Here is a 17,835-nt window from a genome sequence, read left to right on the forward strand (position 1 = left end):
GCGGCGACTACGAGATCCGCAAGTCGGCCTTCTTCGACCGGCCGGCCTCGGCCCGACCCTGCTCCCGCAGCATCGCGTGCAACTCCGCGACCGGCGCGGGCCGGGCGAAGTGGTAGCCCTGTGCGAGGTCGCACCCGAGCGCGCGCAGCCGTTCCGCCTGGGTGGCGGTCTCCACCGCCTCGGCCACGGTGCGCAGCTCCAGGCTCCGGCTCAGGTCCAGGATCGTCCGGACGAAGGCCACGTCGCGCGGTGTGCCGCTCTCGATCTGCCGGGCCGTGAACGAGCCGTCCATCTTCAGGATGTCCACGGGCAGCTCCCGCAGGTACGCCAGGGACGAGTAGCCGGTGCCGAAGTCGTCGATCGCGATCCGTACGCCGCTCGCGCGCAGTTCCTGCAGCTGCGCGACCGCACTGGCCGCGTCGGTGATCGAGGTCATCAGCACGGTCTCGGTGATCTCGACGATGAGCGCGCGGCCCGGCACGCCGTGGCGGTCGAGCAGGGCCAGCAGGCGGGCGGAGAACAGCGGGTCGCGCAGCTGGTGCGCGGAGACGTTGACCGTCACGGGAACCTGGTGCTCGGTCCACAGCCGGCGCAGGTCGGCGCAGACCGTGGCGAGGACCCAGTCCCCGAGGGCGACGATGGAGCCGCTCTGCTCGGCGAGGGGGATGAACCGGTCGGGGCCGATGCGGGTACCGTCCGGGCGGGTCCAGCGCAGCAGCGCCTCCGCGGCGGCGACCCGGCCGCCGGCCAGGTCGACGATGGGCTGGTAGTGCATGCTGAACTCGCCCGCGGCCAGAGCCTCCGGCAGCTGCGCGACCAGCGCGGTGTTCGCCAGCCGCTCCGCGTGCACGGCCGGGTCGAAGACGGCGACCATGCCGCCGCCCTGCGCCCGGGCACCGCTGAGCGCCAGGTCGGCGTCGCGCAGGCCGTGCGGGTGGGCGCGCCCGGCCTCGAGCGTCATCACCCCGATCCCGGCGGTGAACCGCGGGGTGCTGAGACCGCGCAGCCGGTACGGCTCCCGCACGGCGTCGAGGATCAGCCGGCCGAGGCGCTCGCCGTCGGCCTCGTCGGCCAGCACGGCGAACTCGTCGGCGCCCAGCCGCACCACCGTCGCGCCGCTGGGGACCGCCGCGCGGATCCGCTGGCCGGTCTCGATCAGGACGGCGTCGCCGGCCTGGTGCCCGAAGGTGTCGTTGAAGTCGCGGAAGCCGTCCAGGTCGGCCACGAGCAGGGTGCGGTCCCGGGCACCCGCGCGGCACAGCTGCTCCTGCAGCACGACCCGGTTGCCGAGCCCGGTGAGCTCGTCGACGCGGGCCCGGCGGTTGAGCAGGCCGGCCAGCTGGGAGAGCCGGACCACCAGGAACACCGACATCGTGCCGCCCAGCACCTCCAGCACCAGCAGGCGCACGGCATCGGTGCCGGGCACGACGGCGAGGAGGCTGGCCACACCCAGTCCGGTGATGGCCGCCGTCAGGGACACGTATGTGGCGAGCCGCCGACGGGAGGCGGGGGAGGGGTTGCCGGGGACCGTACCGGTGCTGCGGGCCATCGAGGGGTGCAGCGCGGCGGCGCCGATCAGCAGGTACGACCCGAGCCAGCCGAGCGCGGTCAGCCGGTCCGCGGACGCGCCGTTCACGAGCAGGGTGTAGTTGACGGTGTCGGTGAGCACGAGCAGCCCGGCCGCGCCGACCATCAGCCGGTACGCCGGGGTCCGTACCCGCGAGACCACGACCACGCGTGCGGTGGACACCAGGATCACCAGGTCGACCGCCACGTAGCAGAGGTAGCTGCCGAGACGGAGGCCCGAGAACCGACCGTCGAACAGCATCGGCGCCACCACGAGCGTCCAGAGCACGGCGCCACCGCCCAGCGCCACGATCCCCATGTCGACCGCGGCGCTGCGGCGTTCCTGGGGCCGCACCCACCGGTAGTTGCTCCAGGCCACCAACGGCAGCATGGTCGCGTAGCAGACGTCGCCCATCGACGGGAACCGGGGCGCACCCGTGGGGGTCATCGCCATGGCCCAGAAGAAGTTGGCCAGCAGCGACATGGCGATGGCGGCGATCACCAGCCACCACGGCAGCGGCCAGACCGGCCGGTGCCGGCGTACGCCGGCGACCACCGCGACGATGACCGAGGCGGCGACCCCGACGTACAGCCAGTTCCGGATGATCGGGTCGAGCAGCGCGCCACCCACCAGGACCAGCGTCCCGACGAGGAGGTAGCAGCGGTGCGCGGCCCGCCACGGCCGAGGAGACGTCTGTCGGGTCATTGGTCCAGGTGTACGGGAGCCCGGGTGCCGTTGCGTTGCGGGGCGGCAGCAAGAGCAGCGCAACCGGGGCCGGCTGGTCGTGCGGGCGCGCCGCTGGCATCCTGGCGGGATGTCTGCGCAGCCCTCTGACGACGTGCCGGTACGCATCGGGCTCGCCCTCGGCGGCGGTGCGGTGCGGGGAGCCGCCCACGTCGGGGTGCTCGACGTGCTGGACCGGGCCGGCCTGGAACCCGCCGTGATCACCGGGACCAGCGCCGGTGCCCTGATCGGCGCGCTCTACGCCGCGGGCACCAGCCCGTCCGAGATCAGCAAGGTGGCTCAGGCGCTGCGGTGGTCCCGGCTCGTGCGGCCGGCGCGTACCCGCAAGGCCCTGTTCGACACCGCCCGCCTCGGCACCTTCCTCGACGGGCTGCTCGGCGGCCGGGACTTCGACGCGCTCGACCGGCCCTTCGCCGCGGTCGCCTGCGAGCTGTGCACCGGCGACCGGGTGGTGCTGCGCGACGGGCCGGTGTCCACCGCCGTGCTGGCCAGCGCGGCCATCCCGGGCGTCTTCCCGCCGGTGGAGCGCGACGGCCGGCTGCTGGTCGACGGCAGTCTGGTCGACATGGTGCCCGCCCGCCTCGCCCGCGAGCTGGGCGCCGACATCGTCGTGGCGGTGGACGTCTCGGGCCCGCTGCCCCGCCGGCCGCCCACGACGCTGCTGCACATCATGGTCGCCGTCAGCACCCTGCAGCCCGGCGGCGCGGGGCGGCTGGGTGACGACGCCGACCTCACGCTGACGCCGACGGTGGACGAGTACGCGTTCTGGGAGCTGTCGCGCATCACCGAGTTCGAGGACGCGGGCCGGGCGGCAGCCGAGCAGGCGGTGCCGCTTCTGCAGTCCATGGTCGCGACGGCCGCCGCCCGGCGCGACTGGGAGCATCGAGTGGCCGCCACGCCGGAGCCCTGAGCCGGGCGGATCAGGCGGGTACGGGCCGCGGGGCGGGGCGCCACTGCTCGGAGCCGAACACCTCGTAGCGGATCCGCTCGTCGGGCAGGCCCCGGCGCTGCAGGCCGGCACGGATCATCTGCATGAACGGGACCGGCCCGCAGAGGTACGCCTCGGCGTCCGGGTGCAGCGGGATGAGATCCGGGTCGGGCCGGCCCGCGTACGCGTCCGCCGCGCCGGCCGGCTGCTCGTACCAGACGAGGTCGTGGAAGGTGCGCAGGCGCGAGCCGTGGATGCGGACGTCGGCGCGCAGCGGGTGCCGGTCCGGGCTGCGATCGGCGTGCACGGCGGTGACCTCGCGGGTCGGCCGGGTGCGCGCGACGTGTTCCAGCATCGCCACCATCGGCGTGATCCCCACCCCGGCGCTGATCAGGACGAGCGGGGCGTCGGTGTCGCGGAGCACCAGGTCGCCGTACGGCCGGCTGATCCGCAGCTGGTCCCCGGCGTGCACGTGGTCGTGCAGGAAGCCGGAGACCACGCCGTCCGGTGCCCCGCCGGAGCCCCGCACCCGCCGTACGGTGATGCGCAGCGTGCCGCCCGCCGGGGCCTGTGACAGCGAGTACTGGCGCAGCTGGCGGCCCTGGCCGGGCAGGTCGGCGGCGACGGTGACGTACTGCCCGGGCCGGAAGACCGGCGCCGGCCCGCCGTCCGTCGGAACCAGCACGAACGACACCGTGTCGCATGCCTCGGTGACCCGGCTCACTACCGCGACCTCGAGCCAAGGGTCGTCGTTGACTCCGGCTTCGGCGTAGAGGCGGGCCTCGCGACCGATCAGCCGGGCGGCGAACAGCCAGTACACCTCGTCCCAGGCGGCCGCGACGGCCGGGGTGACGGCGTCGCCGAGCACCATGCGGACCGCGCCGAGCAGGTACCGGCCGACCATCGCGTACTGCTCCGGCCGTACGCCGAGGGCGCAGTGGCGCTGGGCGATGCGCTCGACGATGTGGCCGAACACGGCCGGGTCCGGGCCGGCGCCGACGAGGTGGGACGCGAACGCGGCCACCGCCCCGGCGAGCGCGCCGCGCTGCTCGCCGGTCGCCTGCCCGCTGCGGCTGAACAGGTCGAGCAGGCCGGGGTTCTCGCCCAGCATGGTGTCGTAGAAGACCCCGGTTATCGCGTCGAGGTGTTCGCCGACGACCGGCAGCGTCGCTTCGATCACCGGGGCGCTGGTTGCGGACAGCATGGTTCCTCCAGGGGAGAGGTGGTGGAGGTCAGCGACGGCCGAGGCTGAGCAGAATCTGCCGGGCCGGTGGTGCGGCGAGGTCGCCGACCGTGATGGGGTCCAGGGCGGCGTAGAACGCCTCCTGGGCGCGACGCAACGCCCCGCGCAGCCGGCAGCCGCCGCTGAGCGGGCACCCGGGCTCGCCGTCACAGTCGACCACCTCGGCGTCGCCCTCGAGGTCGCGGACGACGCGGCCGACCGAAGCGGCCAGGGCGGCCGGTGCCAGGCGGACGCCGCCGGCGCGGCCGCGCACGGTGTCGAGCAGGCCGAGCCGCTGCAGCCGTTGCACCACCTTGGCGAGGTGGTGGCGAGGCACGGCCAGGGACTCGGCCAGCTCGTCGACGGTCAGCCGGTCGTCGCGGGTGGCACTCACCATCAGGATGCGCAGCCCGATATCCGTGGCGCGGCTGAGTCGCATGTGGACGACCCTACGGAAAAGAAGACTCTGGGACTCCTGTTTATGGCGAGGGTCACTGTGGACCGGGACACGGCTGAGGGCGTTCCTATTTCGGAGCGGCAAATTTCGAAAACAAAAGTTCACTTTGGATCTGTTCCGGGCCCTTATATGGGTCTTGGAAGAGTTGGCATACTTCTCGCGTCACGGTCCTTTGCGGCGCGCGCGCTCAGGATCTTTCCCCTATTCGGCATCCGAGTTTGCCGGTGAGCTCTCAATCGAGAGGAGCGCACGATGGGAAAGGTATTGCCACGGGTCGCCGTGCCGCTGGGCACGGTGCTCGTCACGGTCTTCGGCGTATCCGGTGCCGCCGCGGCCGCCGGGCCCGCGCGGCTGGCTTCCACCCTGGTCGTCAAGTCGGGAACCGTCATCACGGTCACCGCGGGCGTCGGGCGTGCGAACACCATCTCCGCCTGGCAGTCCGGGACCACCATCCACATCGATGACACCGGGGACGGCCTCGTCCCGTACGGGGGATGCACGTCCGTCTCGCCCGGCGAGATCAGCTGCCCGGCAGCCGGGCTCACGGAGTTCGTCGTGTACGCGGGCGACCAGAACGACGAGGTCCACTCCTACCTGGCGACCCCCGGGGTGACCCTGATCGGGGGAGCGGGTGACGACGCGCTCTTCGGCGGCTCCGCCAACGACACGCTCGAGGGTGACGACGGCGGGGACTTCCTCTCCGGCGGCAACGGTAACGACACCCTCAGCGGCGGCACGGGGGCCAACGGCCTGTCCGGCGGCGCGGGCAACGACTCCATCGACGGCGGACCGCAGAACGACGTGGCCGACGGCGGTGCGGGCAACGACGTGATCAACGGCGCCTCCGGCAACGACCAGCTGTACGCCGGCACAGGCAACGACTACGTCGGCGGCGACGCCGGCAACGATGCGATCTACGCGCAGGACGGCGTGTTCGGCAACGACTACGTGGACGGTGGCAGCGGCACGGACACCTGTAGCGCAGACCCCGGCGACAACGTCGCCGGCTGCCCGTGAGACGAGGAGGCGGATGATGAGAGCACGAAGGGCTCTGGCGGCCGCATCGATGGGATTGCTCGTGGCAGGCTCGCCGGCGGCGGCCGGCGCCCGCGCGGACCGCCTCGCCGAGCCCACGTCGGTGACCAAGACTCCGGGCAACGTGGTGCTGGTCGTCGCCGGGCCGGGCGTGGCCAACGACCTGCGGGTGCAGCGGCAGGGCTCCGTCATCACGGTGTCCGACGGCGCCGCACCGGTGTCCGCCGGTCGTGGCTGCCAGCAGGCGGGCGCCAACACGGCTCAGTGCCCGCTGCCGGTGACCGCGGTGGAGGTCTACAGCGGCGACCTCGACGACCAGGTCCGGATCCTGCCCAATGTGGACGTTCCTGCGGCCGTCTACGGCGGCGACGAGGACGACGTGCTGGAGGGCGGCCCGCAGGCGGACCGGCTCATCGGTGACGACCCGGCGAAGACGGGCATGGCGGCCACGGCCGGTAACGACACGATCATCGGTGGACCGGGCAACGACACCATCTCCGGCCTCGCCGGCAACGACACCATCAGCGGCGGCGCCGGCAACGACACCCTCAACGGCGACAGCGGTAACGACACGGTGAACGGCAACGAGGGTAACGACACGAGCACCGGCGGCAGCGGCAACGACACGCTCATCGGGGAGCAGGGCAACGACACCCTCAACGCCGCTGACGGCATCGTGGCGAACGACTCTCTCGACGGTGGGACGGGCTTCGACAGCTGCACCCGCGACACCGGGGACTCGATGCTGAACTGCCCGTGAGCGGACGGGCTGCCGCGGGCCGGGACTCGGAGCGGCAAATCCGTTTCCCGGCCCGCAATACTTTTCGGTGCCGAAATTGTCGAACTCGGTTCATGGCCGTGGTCCGAAACCGAGTTCCTCGCCCCGGGAATGACCGCTGAAAAAGGAATGCCGACGCCGACGGTATACGGTGCGGCCAGCGCCGGGCGCGGCGGGAACCGCACGGCTCAGCGGACGTCGCCGAGGAGCCGCTCGATGAGCCGCGGTTCGCCGGGCCACGCCGCGAGCAGCACCTCCCGTGGGACCTGGCGGCCGGCGTACCGAAGGGCGAGCGCCACCACGACGATGTCGTCGAGCGGGCCGATGATCGGGATGAACTCCGGGATGAGGTCGACGGGGCTGGCCACCCAGACGCCCGCCACGATGATGGCGATCCGGGCGCGCCGGGGCACGCGGGGATCCTTGCGCAGCCGGCGGACCGTGGTCACGCAGTCCGGGATGAACGCGGCGAGGTCGCGCAGGATGCCCGGTGGCAGGCGGCGCGCGAGGATCAGCAGCAGCCCCCAGCTCAGCACCAGGCACAGCACCGCGACGCCGAGCCCGGCGAGCCAGTTGCGCATGGCACCTCCCCGGCGAGTCTATGCCGGGGGTGGATCAGTGGGTGAAGAACACCGCGATCATCAGGAGCACGGGTACGCAGGCGATGGTCGACAGGAAGATGGCGTCGCGGGCCACGATCAGGCCGGTGCCGAAGCTCTGCGCGTACAGGAAGATGTTCTGGGCCGTGGGCAGGGCGGCCAGGACTGTGACCGCATAGGCCGCCTCGCGGGGCAGGTCGAGCGCGGCGGCGAGCAGGAAGGCGATCGCCGGCATGGCGACGGTCTTGAGGGCGACGGCGGCGATCGTCGCCACGCGGTCCGGGCCCGGCGCCAGGACCGCGCGTCCGGACAGGGACATGCCGAAGGCGAGCAGCACCACCGGTACGGCCGCGGACCCGACCGTGGCGACCGGCTGCGCCAGCACCGCGGGCAGACGCACGCCGGTCAGGGACGACACGATCCCGGCGAGGACCGCCACGATCAGCGGGTTGCGCAGCGGCGCGGTCACCGTGGTACGCAGTGAGGCGTGCCCGGTGGTGGCGACCTCCAGCAAGGTCAGCGCGACCGGCGTGATGATCAGCAGCTGCAGGACGACGATCGGCACCACGAGCGCGGCGTCGCCCAGCACGTACGTCGCGACGGGAATGCCGATGTAGTTCGCGTTCGTGTAGCCCGCGGTCAGCGCGCCGACGATCCGCGTGCCGCGGTCCCGGCGCCGGGTGACCAGCGCGTGGGCGCCGAAGCAGAGGGCGGCGGCCGCGGCGGAGACCAGCAGCGGCTCGCTGAGCAGCACACCGAGGTCGGCCGCCGCCACGCCGGTGAACAGCAGGCACGGCGTCATGACGGTGTAGACGAGCCGGCCCAGCACCGCCTCCGCGTCCGGCGGCAATCCGGCCCGGCGCCGGGCCACCCAGCCGATCAGCACGATCACGCCGATCAGCGCGAACCCGGAGAGCGCCTTGATCATTACCGACACGCTAACCGGTGAAAATCCGTTGCCGGCGCCGGGCCGCCCCGGGAAGCTGGGCGCATGACGTTCTGACGGATCACCCGCCCCGCCGCACCGCTGTCCGGCTGTGTCGCTGTCCGGCTGTGTCGCTGTCCGGCTGTGTCGCAGTCCGGCTGTGTCGCAGTCCGGCTGTATCGCAGTCCGGCTGTATCGCAGTCCGTCCGGACCCTGTCCAGGGAGAACGTTTCTTGTCCACCGTCACCGTGCTCGCCTCGCCGGCGAGCTGGATCGAGTCCGACGCCGTCGCCCAGTGCCACCAGGTGGCCGCCCTCGACGGCATGCGTCACGTCGCCGGCATGCCCGACCTGCACCCCGGCAAGGGTGCGCCCATCGGCGCCGCGATGCTCTCCGCCGTGCTCTACCCGTTCCTCGTCGGCTCCGACATCGGGTGTGGCATCGCCGTGTTCCCGATCAAGCTCAAGCGGCCGGTGCCCGAGCGGCTCGCCGCCCGGTTCCCCGACCTCGACCGCCCGCTGGAGCCGGCGGACGTGGACGGCGACATCCCCGCCGGTCACGTCGAGAGTCTGGGTACGGTCGGCCGCGGCAACCACTTCGTCGAGCTGGCGCGGATCGACGCCGTCCTCGACCCGGGCCACGCCGCCCGCCTCGGGCTCGCCGGCGGCGATCTCGTGCTCATCGTGCACAGCGGCTCGCGGGGCCTGGGGGAGCGGATCCTGCGGGCGCACACCGAGGCGCACGGCGCGGGGCCCGCGCCCGACCCGGCGGCCTACCTGGCGGCGCACGACGCCGCGGTGGCCTGGGGATCGCTCAACCGGCGGCTGATGGCCGACCGGGTGGCCCGGGCCCTGGGCGCTCGGCCCGCCGAGCCGATCGTGGACGAGTGCCACAACCTCGTCGAGGTGCGCGACGGGCTCTACCTGCACCGCAAGGGCGCCGCGCGCGGCGACGGGCGCGACGTCCTCGTCGCCGGCACCCGGGGCACCCACTCCTACCTCGTCGCGGCCCACGCCGGGCCGGACGCCGGGTTCTCCGTCGCCCACGGCGCGGGACGCAAGATGTCCCGGGCGGACGCCCTGAAGCGGGGACGGGCCAAGCACACGGTGGAGGAGTTGCGCCGTACGCCGGTGGGATCGCTGGTGGTGTGCGGGGACCGGCAGCTGCTGTTCGAGGAGGCTCCGACGGCGTACAAGCGCATCGAGCAGGTGGTCGGCGACCTGGTCGCGCACGGGCTCGCCACGCCGGTGGTCACGACCGTCCCGCTGGTCACGTACAAGACGGCGGAGCGGACGGCGGGTGACCGCCGCCACGGACGGCGCTGACCGCGCAGGTTTCGCCCCTCGAGCCCCGGGTAGCCGTGCAGCGCTGGAACATACCGCTCATGGAGGACGGGGTCAGATGGATTCGAGCAAGCCGGTCAAGGCGGTCAAGGACGTCGTGGAGGCCGCCGCCGCCAAGGTGACGGAGGCCCTGACGTCCGACGTCCCCGGCGCGCCGGGCAGCGCCCCGGCCACCGTCGAGGAGCCGACCACCCCGAAGGGCCCGCTGCCGCCGAAGAAGGAGCAGGGCGCCCCGGACACCCGGACGCCGACCGGTGCCGAGACCGGCGCCCCGGCCGAGACGAAGGGGCAGCAGGGCGCCTTCCTCACCACCTCGCAGGGCGCGCGCCTGCGGGACACCGACCACTCGCTGAAGGCCGGGCCGCGCGGCCCGATCCTGATGCAGGACCACCACTTCCGCGAGAAGATCACTCACTTCGACCACGAGCGCATCCCGGAGCGGGTCGTGCATGCGCGCGGCGCCGGCGCCCACGGCGTGTTCACCGGGTACGGCACCGCGGCGGAGGTCACCAAGGCGGGGTTCCTGGCCAAGGGTAAGGAGACGCCGGTCTTCGTACGCTTCTCCACGGTGCTCGGCTCCCGCGGCTCCGCGGACACGGTGCGCGACACCCGCGGCTTCGCGACGAAGTTCTACACCGATGAGGGGACGTTCGACCTCGTCGGCAACAACATCCCGGTCTTCTTCATCCAGGACGCCATCAAGTTCCCGGACGTGATCCACGCCGGCAAGCCGCACCCCGACCGGGAGATCCCGCAGGCACAGAGCGCGCACGACACGTTCTGGGACTTCGTCTCCCTGCACACCGAGGCTCAGCACCACACCATGTGGAACATGTCCGACCGGGGCATTCCGCGCTCGTACCGGACCATGGAGGGCTTCGGCGTCCACACCTTCCGGCTGGTCGACGCCGCCGGCAAGACGGTGCTGGCCAAGTTCCACTGGAAGCCCAAGCTGGGCGTGCACTCCCTGGACTGGGAGGAGGCGCAGATCGCCGCGGGCGTGGACCCCGACTTCCACCGGCGGGACCTGTACGACGCCATCGAGGCCGGCGCCTTCCCGGAGTGGGAGCTCGGCATCCAGGTCTTCCCCGACACCCCCGAGGAGACCTTCGCCGGCATCGACCTGCTCGACCCGACGAAGATCGTCCCGGAGGAGCTCGCCCCGGTGCAGCCGGTCGGCAAGATGGTGCTCGACCGCACCCCGCGCAACTTCTTCGCCGAGGTCGAGCAGGTGGCGTTCCACCTGGGCCACCTGCCGCCGGGCATCGACGTCACCAACGACCCGCTGCTGCAGGGCCGGCTGTTCTCGTACGTGGACACGCAGCTCACCCGGCTCGGCGGCCCGAACTTCTCGCAGATCCCGATCAACCGTCCGCACGCGCCGGTCAACGACATGCTCCGCGACGGCTTCCACCAGCACGCCGTGCACGCGGGGGTGGCGCCGTACCGGCCGAACTCGCTGGACGGCGGCAACCCGTTCACCACCGACGAGAACGCCTTCCTGGACCTGCCGGTGGTGGTGGCCGAGGCGCCGAAGGTCCGCGCTAACCCGGCCACCTTCGACGACCACTACAGCCAGGTCCGGCTCTTCTGGCAGAGCATGTCGCCGGTGGAGAAGGAACACATCATCCGGGCGTACACCTTCGAGCTCGGCAAGTGCTACGAGCAGGCGATCAAGGAGCGCCAGGTGCAGTGCCTGGCGAACATCGACCCGGTGCTGTGCGCGGAGGTCGCCAAGGGCCTGGGGCTGCCCGTGCCGGAGCCGACCGTGCCGCTCGCCGATGTTCAGGCGAGCCCGGCGCTGTCGCAGGTCGGCCGCACCTGGCCGACCGACGGCCGCCTGATCGGCATCGTGGTCGACCCGGCCGTGGACCTCGACGACGTGGGCTCGGTGCGCCGGGCGGTGTTCGCCGCCGGCATGGTGCCGTTGCTGATCGCGCCGTACGGCGGCATGGTGGACGGCATGCCGGTGCAGCGCACCTTCGCCACCGCGCGTTCCGTCGAGTTCGACGCGATCCTGGTGGCCGGCGCCCCGGCCCCGGCCCCGGACGCGCTGCCCGCCCGCGACGCCAAGGCGGGCGCGGCCGGCTCGATCGCGGTGGACCCGCGGGTGCTGCTGCTGGTCGGCGAGGCGTGGCGGCACGCCAAGGCGATCGGCGCCTGGGGCAACGGCCGCACCGTGCTCCAGGAGGCCGGCGTGGCCGGTACGCCGGGCGTCGTGACGGCCGAGTCCGGTGAGGACGCCCTCACCGCCGTGCAGCAGCTGCTGGCGGCGCACCGGGTGTGGGAGCGGTTCCCCGCCTCCGTCGCCTGAGCCCTGCCGTGCCTTCCGGGCCCGTCCTGTGCCGCAGGGCGGGCCCGCTCACGTCCGGCGGGCGGCCAGAGCCAGCTCCGCCTGACCCGTACGGTGCATCCGCTGCCAGCGCTGGCGGTCGCCCAGCAGCGCCGCCACGGTCGCGTGCACCACCACCAGGTACATCAGCTGCCGGTAGACGAGCTGCTGCAGCGGCAGGCTCCACAGCGGCCCGAACCGCTCGCCGTCGAGGCGCAGTGCGTACGCCGCCGTGATCATCTGCAGCGCCTGGAAGGACGCCCAGGTCGCGACGATCTGCGGCCAGGGCAGGAAGAAGATTCCGTAGACCGCCGCCACGTCCACGGCCGGGGCGGTCAGCGGCAGCAGTACCTGGAACAGCAGCAGGTAGGCCAGCCCGCGCCGGCCGAGCCTGCCGCCCGGGCCGCGCTCGGCCAGGGACCGGCGGTGCTTCCACATCGCCTGCATCGTGCCGTAGCACCACCGGTACCGCTGACGCCACAGCTGCCCGAGGCTCGCCGGCACCTCGGTCCAGGCGACGGCGTGCGGCTCGTAGACGACGCGCCAGCCGGCCCGGATGACCGCCATGGTGAGGTCCGTGTCCTCCGCCAGGGTGGCCTGCGACACCCCGCCCACGTCGGCCAGCGCCGTTCGCCGGAACCCTCCGATCGCGCCCGGCACGGTCGGCATGCACCGCGCCAGGTCGAACATGCGGCGGTCCAGATTGAACCCGATCACGTACTCGAGGTGCTGCCAGCGGCCGAGCAGCCCGCCGCGGTTGGCGACCTTGGTGTTCCCCGACACCGCGCCCACCGAGACGTCGGCGAACGGCTGCACGAGCCGGCTGATCGCGTCCGGGGCGAACACCGTGTCGCCGTCGACGAGAACCAGCAGGTCGCCGGTGGCCGCCGCGATGCCGGTGTTGAGGGCGGCGGGCTTGCCGGCGTTCTCCTGCCGGACGACCCGGACGCCGGGCAGCCCCAGCCGGGTGACGATGCCCGCGGTGTCGTCGGTGGAGCCGTCGTCCACGACGACGATCTCGAGCGGCCGGTAGTCCGAGGCGGCGAGGGACCGTACCGTCGCGGCGATGTTGGCGGCCTCGTTGTACGCCGGCACGATGACGCTGACCGTACCGAAGCGGGCCTGCCGGTGCGTCTGCCGCCGGGTTCGCCGGACGTGGCGCCGCGAGTAGTACAGCTGCGTCAGCAGCCGCCCGACGCCGAGCAGGACCGCCGCACCCAGCAGCACCGACATCGCCGAGGCCGCGACGGCTCCGGCCCGCTGCACCCCGGTCAGCGCGTACCCGCGCAGGCGCAGGGTGGTGGGGGCGGGCGGTGCCGGGTCCAGCCGTACGGCCTGGGACACCGTCGCGAAGCGATAGCCCCGCGTGGCCCCGAGCAGCCGGTCGAGGGCGGCGACGGTCTGGGCACGGTCGCCGCCGCTGTCGTGGAACATCACCACCGCGCCGTTCCCGGCGGGCGGCGTCGCCGCGCGGACGATCGCCGCGGTGCCCGGGCGACGCCAGTCCTGGCTGTCACGATCGGCCAGCACGGTGAGGTAGCCGGCCGCCCCGGCCCGGTTCATCGCCTCGGCGTCGGCCCGGGTGACCGCGGCGGGGGTGGAAGCGTACGGCGGCCGCAGCAGCCGGGTCCGGGTGCCGGTGGCCGAGGCGATGACGGCCTGCGTCGCGGCCAGCTCGGCGCGCTGCCGCCAGCCGGGGATCGCGGCCGGCTCGGCGTGGGTGTACGTGTGCACGCCCAGCTCATGACCCTCCGCGACGATCCGGCGGGCCAGCTCGGGGTGCTCGGCCACCTTGGCGCCGACGACGAAGAACGTCGCGTGGGCGCCGTGGCGGCGCAGCACGTCGAGAATCCGCGGGGTCCAGACCGGATCCGGCCCGTCGTCGAAGGTCAGCGCCAGGACCCGCGACGGCGGGCGCAGGCTGCGGATCGGCTGCCCGGGAGCCACGCGCAGGACCGGCCCGCCGGCACGGATCGCCGGGTCCGCCGCGATCGGCCGGCCGGTGTGCCGCGGCACGCCGGTGCCCTCCCCGCCGACGTGCCGGACGTACCCGTTGACGCAGAGCGCGATCAGCAGCAGGACCAGGGCGATGCCGAGGCCGACCCAGCGGGACAGGGGACGGGCGCCGGTCACCTCTTGTGCCCGGGACGGGCGCGGCAGGCGGCGTCGGACCGCGGCGGCTTCCTGCCGGTGGTCCGGCACGGCTTCGGCGTGTGCCCGGTGGTGGCCGACGCCGACGGTGTGGTGCCGGGCGTGGCCGCGTCGCGGGCGCTCGGCGAGGGGAGAGGCGGTGGTGCGCCGGTCACGGCCGTTGCCGGCGCTCCCGCCGGGCGGCCGTCGGGAGCCGGGCCGGCGACGGCACCCGGGCCGGCGACGGCACCCGGGCCAGCGACGGGACCCGGGCCGGCCACGGTAGCCGGGCCGGCCACGGCAGTAGGGCCGATCACCGCAGCCGCCCGGATTCCCGCGGTCTCCAGGACCGGCCGGGCCGCCGTGGCTGCCTCGCGCCGGGGGAGCCGCTGGACCGGCGGCACCGCGCCGGCCGCCGAGGGAGGCTGCGCCTTGTGCGTGGTGCGGGGTGCCAGGGGAGCCGGCAGCGCCAGGAAGGGCAGGCGCGCCCCACCGACCAGGCCGGCGACGGTCACCGCGGTCATCGCGGCCAGGACGGCGATGACCAGCCGGCCGCCCACCACCAGCCGGCGCCTGCGCCGGCCGGTGCCGTCCACGAAGACGGGAACCTCGCCCACCGGTGTTGTGTCCCGCGTGGCCACCGCTCGCCCTCCTGCCGTCCGACTGGATCGTCCGTTATCCGGACGTATCGGGAACAACGACCCGGGACGACGGAGGTGGTGTTCGAGGAGCGGGGTCAGCAGGTCATGGACGGCTGTTGCGCGGCAGCGAGGTGAGGCTGCGTCCCCGGACCAGGGCCTGCCGGCGGCCGATCTCGCGGCCGTCCGCGGTCACCTCGACGCCGTCCACCTCGTACCAGCTGTCGTTGTCGTAATGCACCGGCCTGTTCCAGTCCACCCGCTCGACGCGCATCCGCAGCGGCCCGGCACCGAACCGGTAGTCCGCCTCCGGGAAGAGGCTCACCGGAGCGGCGGGGCCGCGATTCCTGTCCATCCACCCACTCCTGGTCCGCCGGGGCCCGCGACCGGGCCGGGACGCCGCCGGGATCGCCGGCGGGTGCGCGCGAGCGGCGCACGTGCCCAAGCATGGCCATATGCCAGCGACGATGCAAGTACTCCTGCACGTGCATATGCACATTGGCTCACAAGACAACAGGAACGGATGTCTGAAGTGCACCGTTCGGAGGAGCCCGACCGACTGATCAGAGCTCCGCGGTGCCGAGCTCGTCGAGGATCTTGTGGAGGATCGCCGAGGTCCGGTCCGGCGGCTCCGCCTCGAGGCAGGCGCGCTCCATCGTCTCGGCGTAGAGGTCCACATCGCCCGGCTTGTCGAGGTAGAGGGCGGTGGTGAGCTGCTCGACGTAGACCACGTCGGGCAGCTCGGTCTCGGCGAAGCGCAGGATGGCGAAGGGCAGGCCGGCGGCCGCGTGCGCCGTCGCGTGGAAAGGCACGATCTGGATGTGCACGTGCGGCAGCTCGGCCGCGTCGACGAGCGCCTCGATCTGTCCCCGCATCACCTCGGGGCCGCCGAACTGCCGGCGCAGCACCGCCTCGTCGAGGACCGCCCATACCTGCGGCGGATCCGGCCGGTGCAGCACCCGCTGCCGGCCCAGCCGCAGCGCGACCCGGCGCTCGATCTCCTCGGGCGGCGCGTCGGCGTGCCCGTGCGTGATCACCGCGCGGGCGTAGTCGCCGGTCTGCAGCAGGCCGGGGACGAAGTGGACCTCGTACGCCCGGACCAGCGACGCCGCCTCCTCCAGGCCCAGATAGGACAGGAACCAGGGCGGCGCGATGTCGGCGAACTCCTGCCACCAGCCGGGCGCGTTGGCCTGGCGGGCCAGGGCCAGCAGGTCGTCGCGTTCGGACTCCGGTACACCGTAGAAGGCCAGCAGGTCGGCGACGTCGCGCTCCTTGAACGGGACCCGGCCCAGCTCCATCCGGCTGATCTTCGACTCGGAGGCGCGGATCTCCCAGCCGGCCGCCTCACGGGTGATCTCCCGGTCCTTGCGCAGCCGGCGGAGTTTGGTGCCCAGCCGGATGCGCAGCGCGGCGGGCCCGGTGCCGGCATCCTGACGAGCCGCGATCAATCCGCTCACCCCGATCAGCCCTCGGTCCTCTCGGGGAACTCCATAACCTGATGCACGTGCATCCAAACGTGCAGCTTCCTTCGACAATGCAGAGCCACCTGCACGATCTTAGGGGTGCGGCGGCCCTTTTCCATGCGTGTCACCCGGTCGCCGACCCGTCGCGGCGGCGCACCAATCCACGCCTGTAGATGCATCCTCGGGCTTGACGTGGTACGCCGTTGACAGGCGCGTGCGTACGAACAGGGGAGGACGTCATGACCACGACACCGGAGCGGTTCGGATCCGGGAAGGGGATCTTCCGGCGCAAGCCGGTGGAGGACGTCTCCGACGAGCGGGAGGCGGACCTGTCCCGCACGCTCGGGCTGTGGCAGCTCACCGCCATCGGTGTCGGCGGCATCATCGGCGCCGGCATCTTCGCCCTGGCCGGCGCGGTGGCCCACGAGACCGCCGGCCCGGCCGTGCTGATCTCGTTCCTGATCGCCGGCGTGGCCAGCGCCGCGGCCGCCCTGTCCTATGCGGAGTTCGCCGGGATGATCCCCAAGGCCGGCTCCGCCTACACGTACGGCTACGTGGTGCTGGGCGAGATCGTCGGCTGGTTCATCGGCTGGGACCTGCTGCTGGAGTACACCGCGATCGTGTCCGTGGTGGCGATCGGCATCTCGGGCTACTTCGCGTTCCTCGTGGGCGAGCTCGGCATCCACCTGCCGGCCTGGACGCTGGGCGCGCCGGGCACCGGTGACGGGCACGTCGTGGACCTGTTCGCCGTGCTGCTGTGCCTGCTGATCGCGTACCTGCTGAACCTGGGCATCCGGGCGGCGGCCCGGACCGAGACCGTCGTGGTCGGGATCAAGGTCCTGGTGGTCCTGCTGGTCGTGGCGGTCGGCGTCTTCCACATCCGTACGGCGAACTACCGGCCGTTCTTCCCGTTCGGGGTGGGCGGGGCCATCACCGGCGCGGCCACGGTCTTCTTCGCGGTGTTCGGCTACGACGCCATGAGCACCGCCGCCGAGGAGTCCCGCGACGCCCGCCGGCACCTGCCCCGCGCGATCGTCTACTCGCTGATCTTCTCGATGGTGCTGTACGTGGCGGCCACGCTGGTGCTCACCGGCATGCAGAACTACCGCGAGATCGACCCGGAGAGCGGCTTCTCCTCGGCCTTCGCCTCCGTCGGCCTCTCCGGGCTCGCCGACGTCATCGCGGTCGGCGCGATCATCGGCATCCTCACCGTGATGTTCACCTTCATGCTCGGCGTGACCCGGGTCTGGTACGCGATGAGCCGCGACGGCCTGCTCCCGGCCTGGTTCGCCAAGCTGCACCCGGTGCGCCGGGTGCCGAGCCGGGTCACCTGGATCGCCGGGGCGGTCTCCGCCGTCATCGCCGGCTTCCTGCCCATCCGCGAGGCGGCCGAGCTGACCAACATCGGCATCCTGCTCGCCTTCGTCGTCGTCTGCGTCGCCGTGATCGTGCTGCGCTACCGCCGCCCCGAGCTGCCCCGCACCTTCCGCCTGCCGGGGATGCCGGTGATCCCGGCGGTCGGCGTGCTCTTCTCGCTCTGGCTGATCACGTTCCTGAGCCCGGTCACCTGGCTGCGCTTCGTGATCTGGTTCGCGCTGGGGCTGCTGGTGTACCTGCTCTACGGCCGTCACCACTCGCTCCTGAACCGGGATTCGCCCGGCCGCCCGTGAACCT

At 72.8% G+C, this 17,835-nt stretch carries 15 protein-coding genes; 6 read left to right on the plus strand and 9 right to left on the minus strand.

Annotation, left to right across the window (positions count from 1 at the left end):
* Nucleotides 1-7: 7 nt before the first annotated feature.
* A complete protein-coding gene (locus ACIBO8_RS28060; RefSeq protein ID WP_396118319.1) occupies nucleotides 8-2,272 on the minus strand; it encodes a putative bifunctional diguanylate cyclase/phosphodiesterase in 2,265 nt (754 codons plus the stop codon).
* A 109-nt stretch (nucleotides 2,273-2,381) separates the two neighbouring features.
* On the opposite strand from ACIBO8_RS28060, the gene ACIBO8_RS28065 reads away from it, so the two are divergent.
* Nucleotides 2,382-3,221: a patatin-like phospholipase family protein gene (locus tag ACIBO8_RS28065; RefSeq protein ID WP_396118320.1), complete on the plus strand. Its 840-nt coding sequence runs from the start codon at nucleotides 2,382-2,384 to the stop codon at nucleotides 3,219-3,221.
* Between the two features lie 10 nt (nucleotides 3,222-3,231).
* On the opposite strand, the gene ACIBO8_RS28070 is transcribed toward ACIBO8_RS28065, so the two are convergent.
* Together ACIBO8_RS28070 and ACIBO8_RS28075 are read right to left on the minus strand one after the other, a co-directional pair.
* Nucleotides 3,232-4,443 carry a globin domain-containing protein gene (locus ACIBO8_RS28070; RefSeq protein ID WP_396118322.1) on the minus strand — a complete coding sequence of 404 codons (1,212 nt, stop codon included), beginning with the start codon at nucleotides 4,441-4,443 and terminating at the stop codon, nucleotides 3,232-3,234.
* 28 nt (nucleotides 4,444-4,471) lie between these two features.
* Nucleotides 4,472-4,900, minus strand: a complete 429-nt coding sequence (locus tag ACIBO8_RS28075; protein WP_396118323.1) for an RrF2 family transcriptional regulator — start codon at nucleotides 4,898-4,900, stop codon at nucleotides 4,472-4,474.
* A gap of 270 nt (nucleotides 4,901-5,170) precedes the next feature.
* Here ACIBO8_RS28075 and ACIBO8_RS28080 point away from each other — a divergent pair, with 270 nt between their 5' ends.
* Nucleotides 5,171-5,935, plus strand: coding sequence for a calcium-binding protein (locus ACIBO8_RS28080; RefSeq protein WP_396118324.1), 765 nt, complete (start codon nucleotides 5,171-5,173; stop codon nucleotides 5,933-5,935).
* A gap of 16 nt (nucleotides 5,936-5,951) precedes the next feature.
* Complete coding sequence (locus ACIBO8_RS28085) at nucleotides 5,952-6,713, plus strand: calcium-binding protein (RefSeq protein WP_396118325.1); 762 nt, start codon at nucleotides 5,952-5,954, stop codon at nucleotides 6,711-6,713.
* Nucleotides 6,714-6,919: 206 nt separating this feature from the next.
* Here the strand turns inward: ACIBO8_RS28085 and ACIBO8_RS28090 are convergent, their stop codons facing one another.
* Complete coding sequence (locus ACIBO8_RS28090; RefSeq protein ID WP_396118326.1) at nucleotides 6,920-7,312, minus strand: YkvA family protein; 393 nt, start codon at nucleotides 7,310-7,312, stop codon at nucleotides 6,920-6,922.
* 34 nt (nucleotides 7,313-7,346) lie between these two features.
* Complete coding sequence (locus ACIBO8_RS28095) at nucleotides 7,347-8,258, minus strand: AEC family transporter (protein WP_396118327.1); 912 nt, start codon at nucleotides 8,256-8,258, stop codon at nucleotides 7,347-7,349.
* A 191-nt stretch (nucleotides 8,259-8,449) separates the two neighbouring features.
* Between ACIBO8_RS28095 and ACIBO8_RS28100 the strand changes: the two genes are divergently transcribed.
* On the plus strand, nucleotides 8,450-9,580 hold the full coding sequence (locus tag ACIBO8_RS28100) for an RNA ligase RtcB family protein (RefSeq protein WP_396118715.1): 1,131 nt from the start codon (nucleotides 8,450-8,452) through the stop codon (nucleotides 9,578-9,580).
* Nucleotides 9,581-9,656: 76 nt separating this feature from the next.
* A complete protein-coding gene (locus tag ACIBO8_RS28105; RefSeq protein ID WP_396118328.1) occupies nucleotides 9,657-11,912 on the plus strand; it encodes a catalase in 2,256 nt (751 codons plus the stop codon).
* A gap of 48 nt (nucleotides 11,913-11,960) precedes the next feature.
* On the opposite strand, the gene ACIBO8_RS28110 is transcribed toward ACIBO8_RS28105, so the two are convergent.
* The 4 genes from ACIBO8_RS28110 to ACIBO8_RS28125 form a co-directional block, all read right to left on the minus strand.
* Complete coding sequence (locus ACIBO8_RS28110; protein ID WP_396118330.1) at nucleotides 11,961-14,063, minus strand: bifunctional polysaccharide deacetylase/glycosyltransferase family 2 protein; 2,103 nt, start codon at nucleotides 14,061-14,063, stop codon at nucleotides 11,961-11,963.
* Nucleotides 14,060-14,701: a hypothetical protein gene (locus ACIBO8_RS28115; protein ID WP_396118331.1), complete on the minus strand. Its 642-nt coding sequence runs from the start codon at nucleotides 14,699-14,701 to the stop codon at nucleotides 14,060-14,062. The genes ACIBO8_RS28110 and ACIBO8_RS28115 overlap by 4 nt, the downstream gene beginning before the upstream one ends.
* Nucleotides 14,702-14,804: 103 nt before the next feature.
* On the minus strand, nucleotides 14,805-15,053 hold the full coding sequence (locus ACIBO8_RS28120; RefSeq protein WP_396118333.1) for a hypothetical protein: 249 nt from the start codon (nucleotides 15,051-15,053) through the stop codon (nucleotides 14,805-14,807).
* Nucleotides 15,054-15,261: 208 nt separating this feature from the next.
* On the minus strand, nucleotides 15,262-16,155 hold the full coding sequence (locus tag ACIBO8_RS28125; RefSeq protein WP_396118334.1) for a helix-turn-helix domain-containing protein: 894 nt from the start codon (nucleotides 16,153-16,155) through the stop codon (nucleotides 15,262-15,264).
* A 245-nt stretch (nucleotides 16,156-16,400) separates the two neighbouring features.
* Here ACIBO8_RS28125 and ACIBO8_RS28130 point away from each other — a divergent pair, with 245 nt between their 5' ends.
* Nucleotides 16,401-17,831: an amino acid permease gene (locus tag ACIBO8_RS28130; protein WP_396118336.1), complete on the plus strand. Its 1,431-nt coding sequence runs from the start codon at nucleotides 16,401-16,403 to the stop codon at nucleotides 17,829-17,831.
* Nucleotides 17,832-17,835 lie beyond the last annotated feature (4 nt).

The organism is Actinoplanes sp. NPDC049681 (assembly GCF_044465265.1).
In the GTDB taxonomy this organism is placed as follows: Bacteria; Actinomycetota; Actinomycetes; order Mycobacteriales; family Micromonosporaceae; genus Actinoplanes.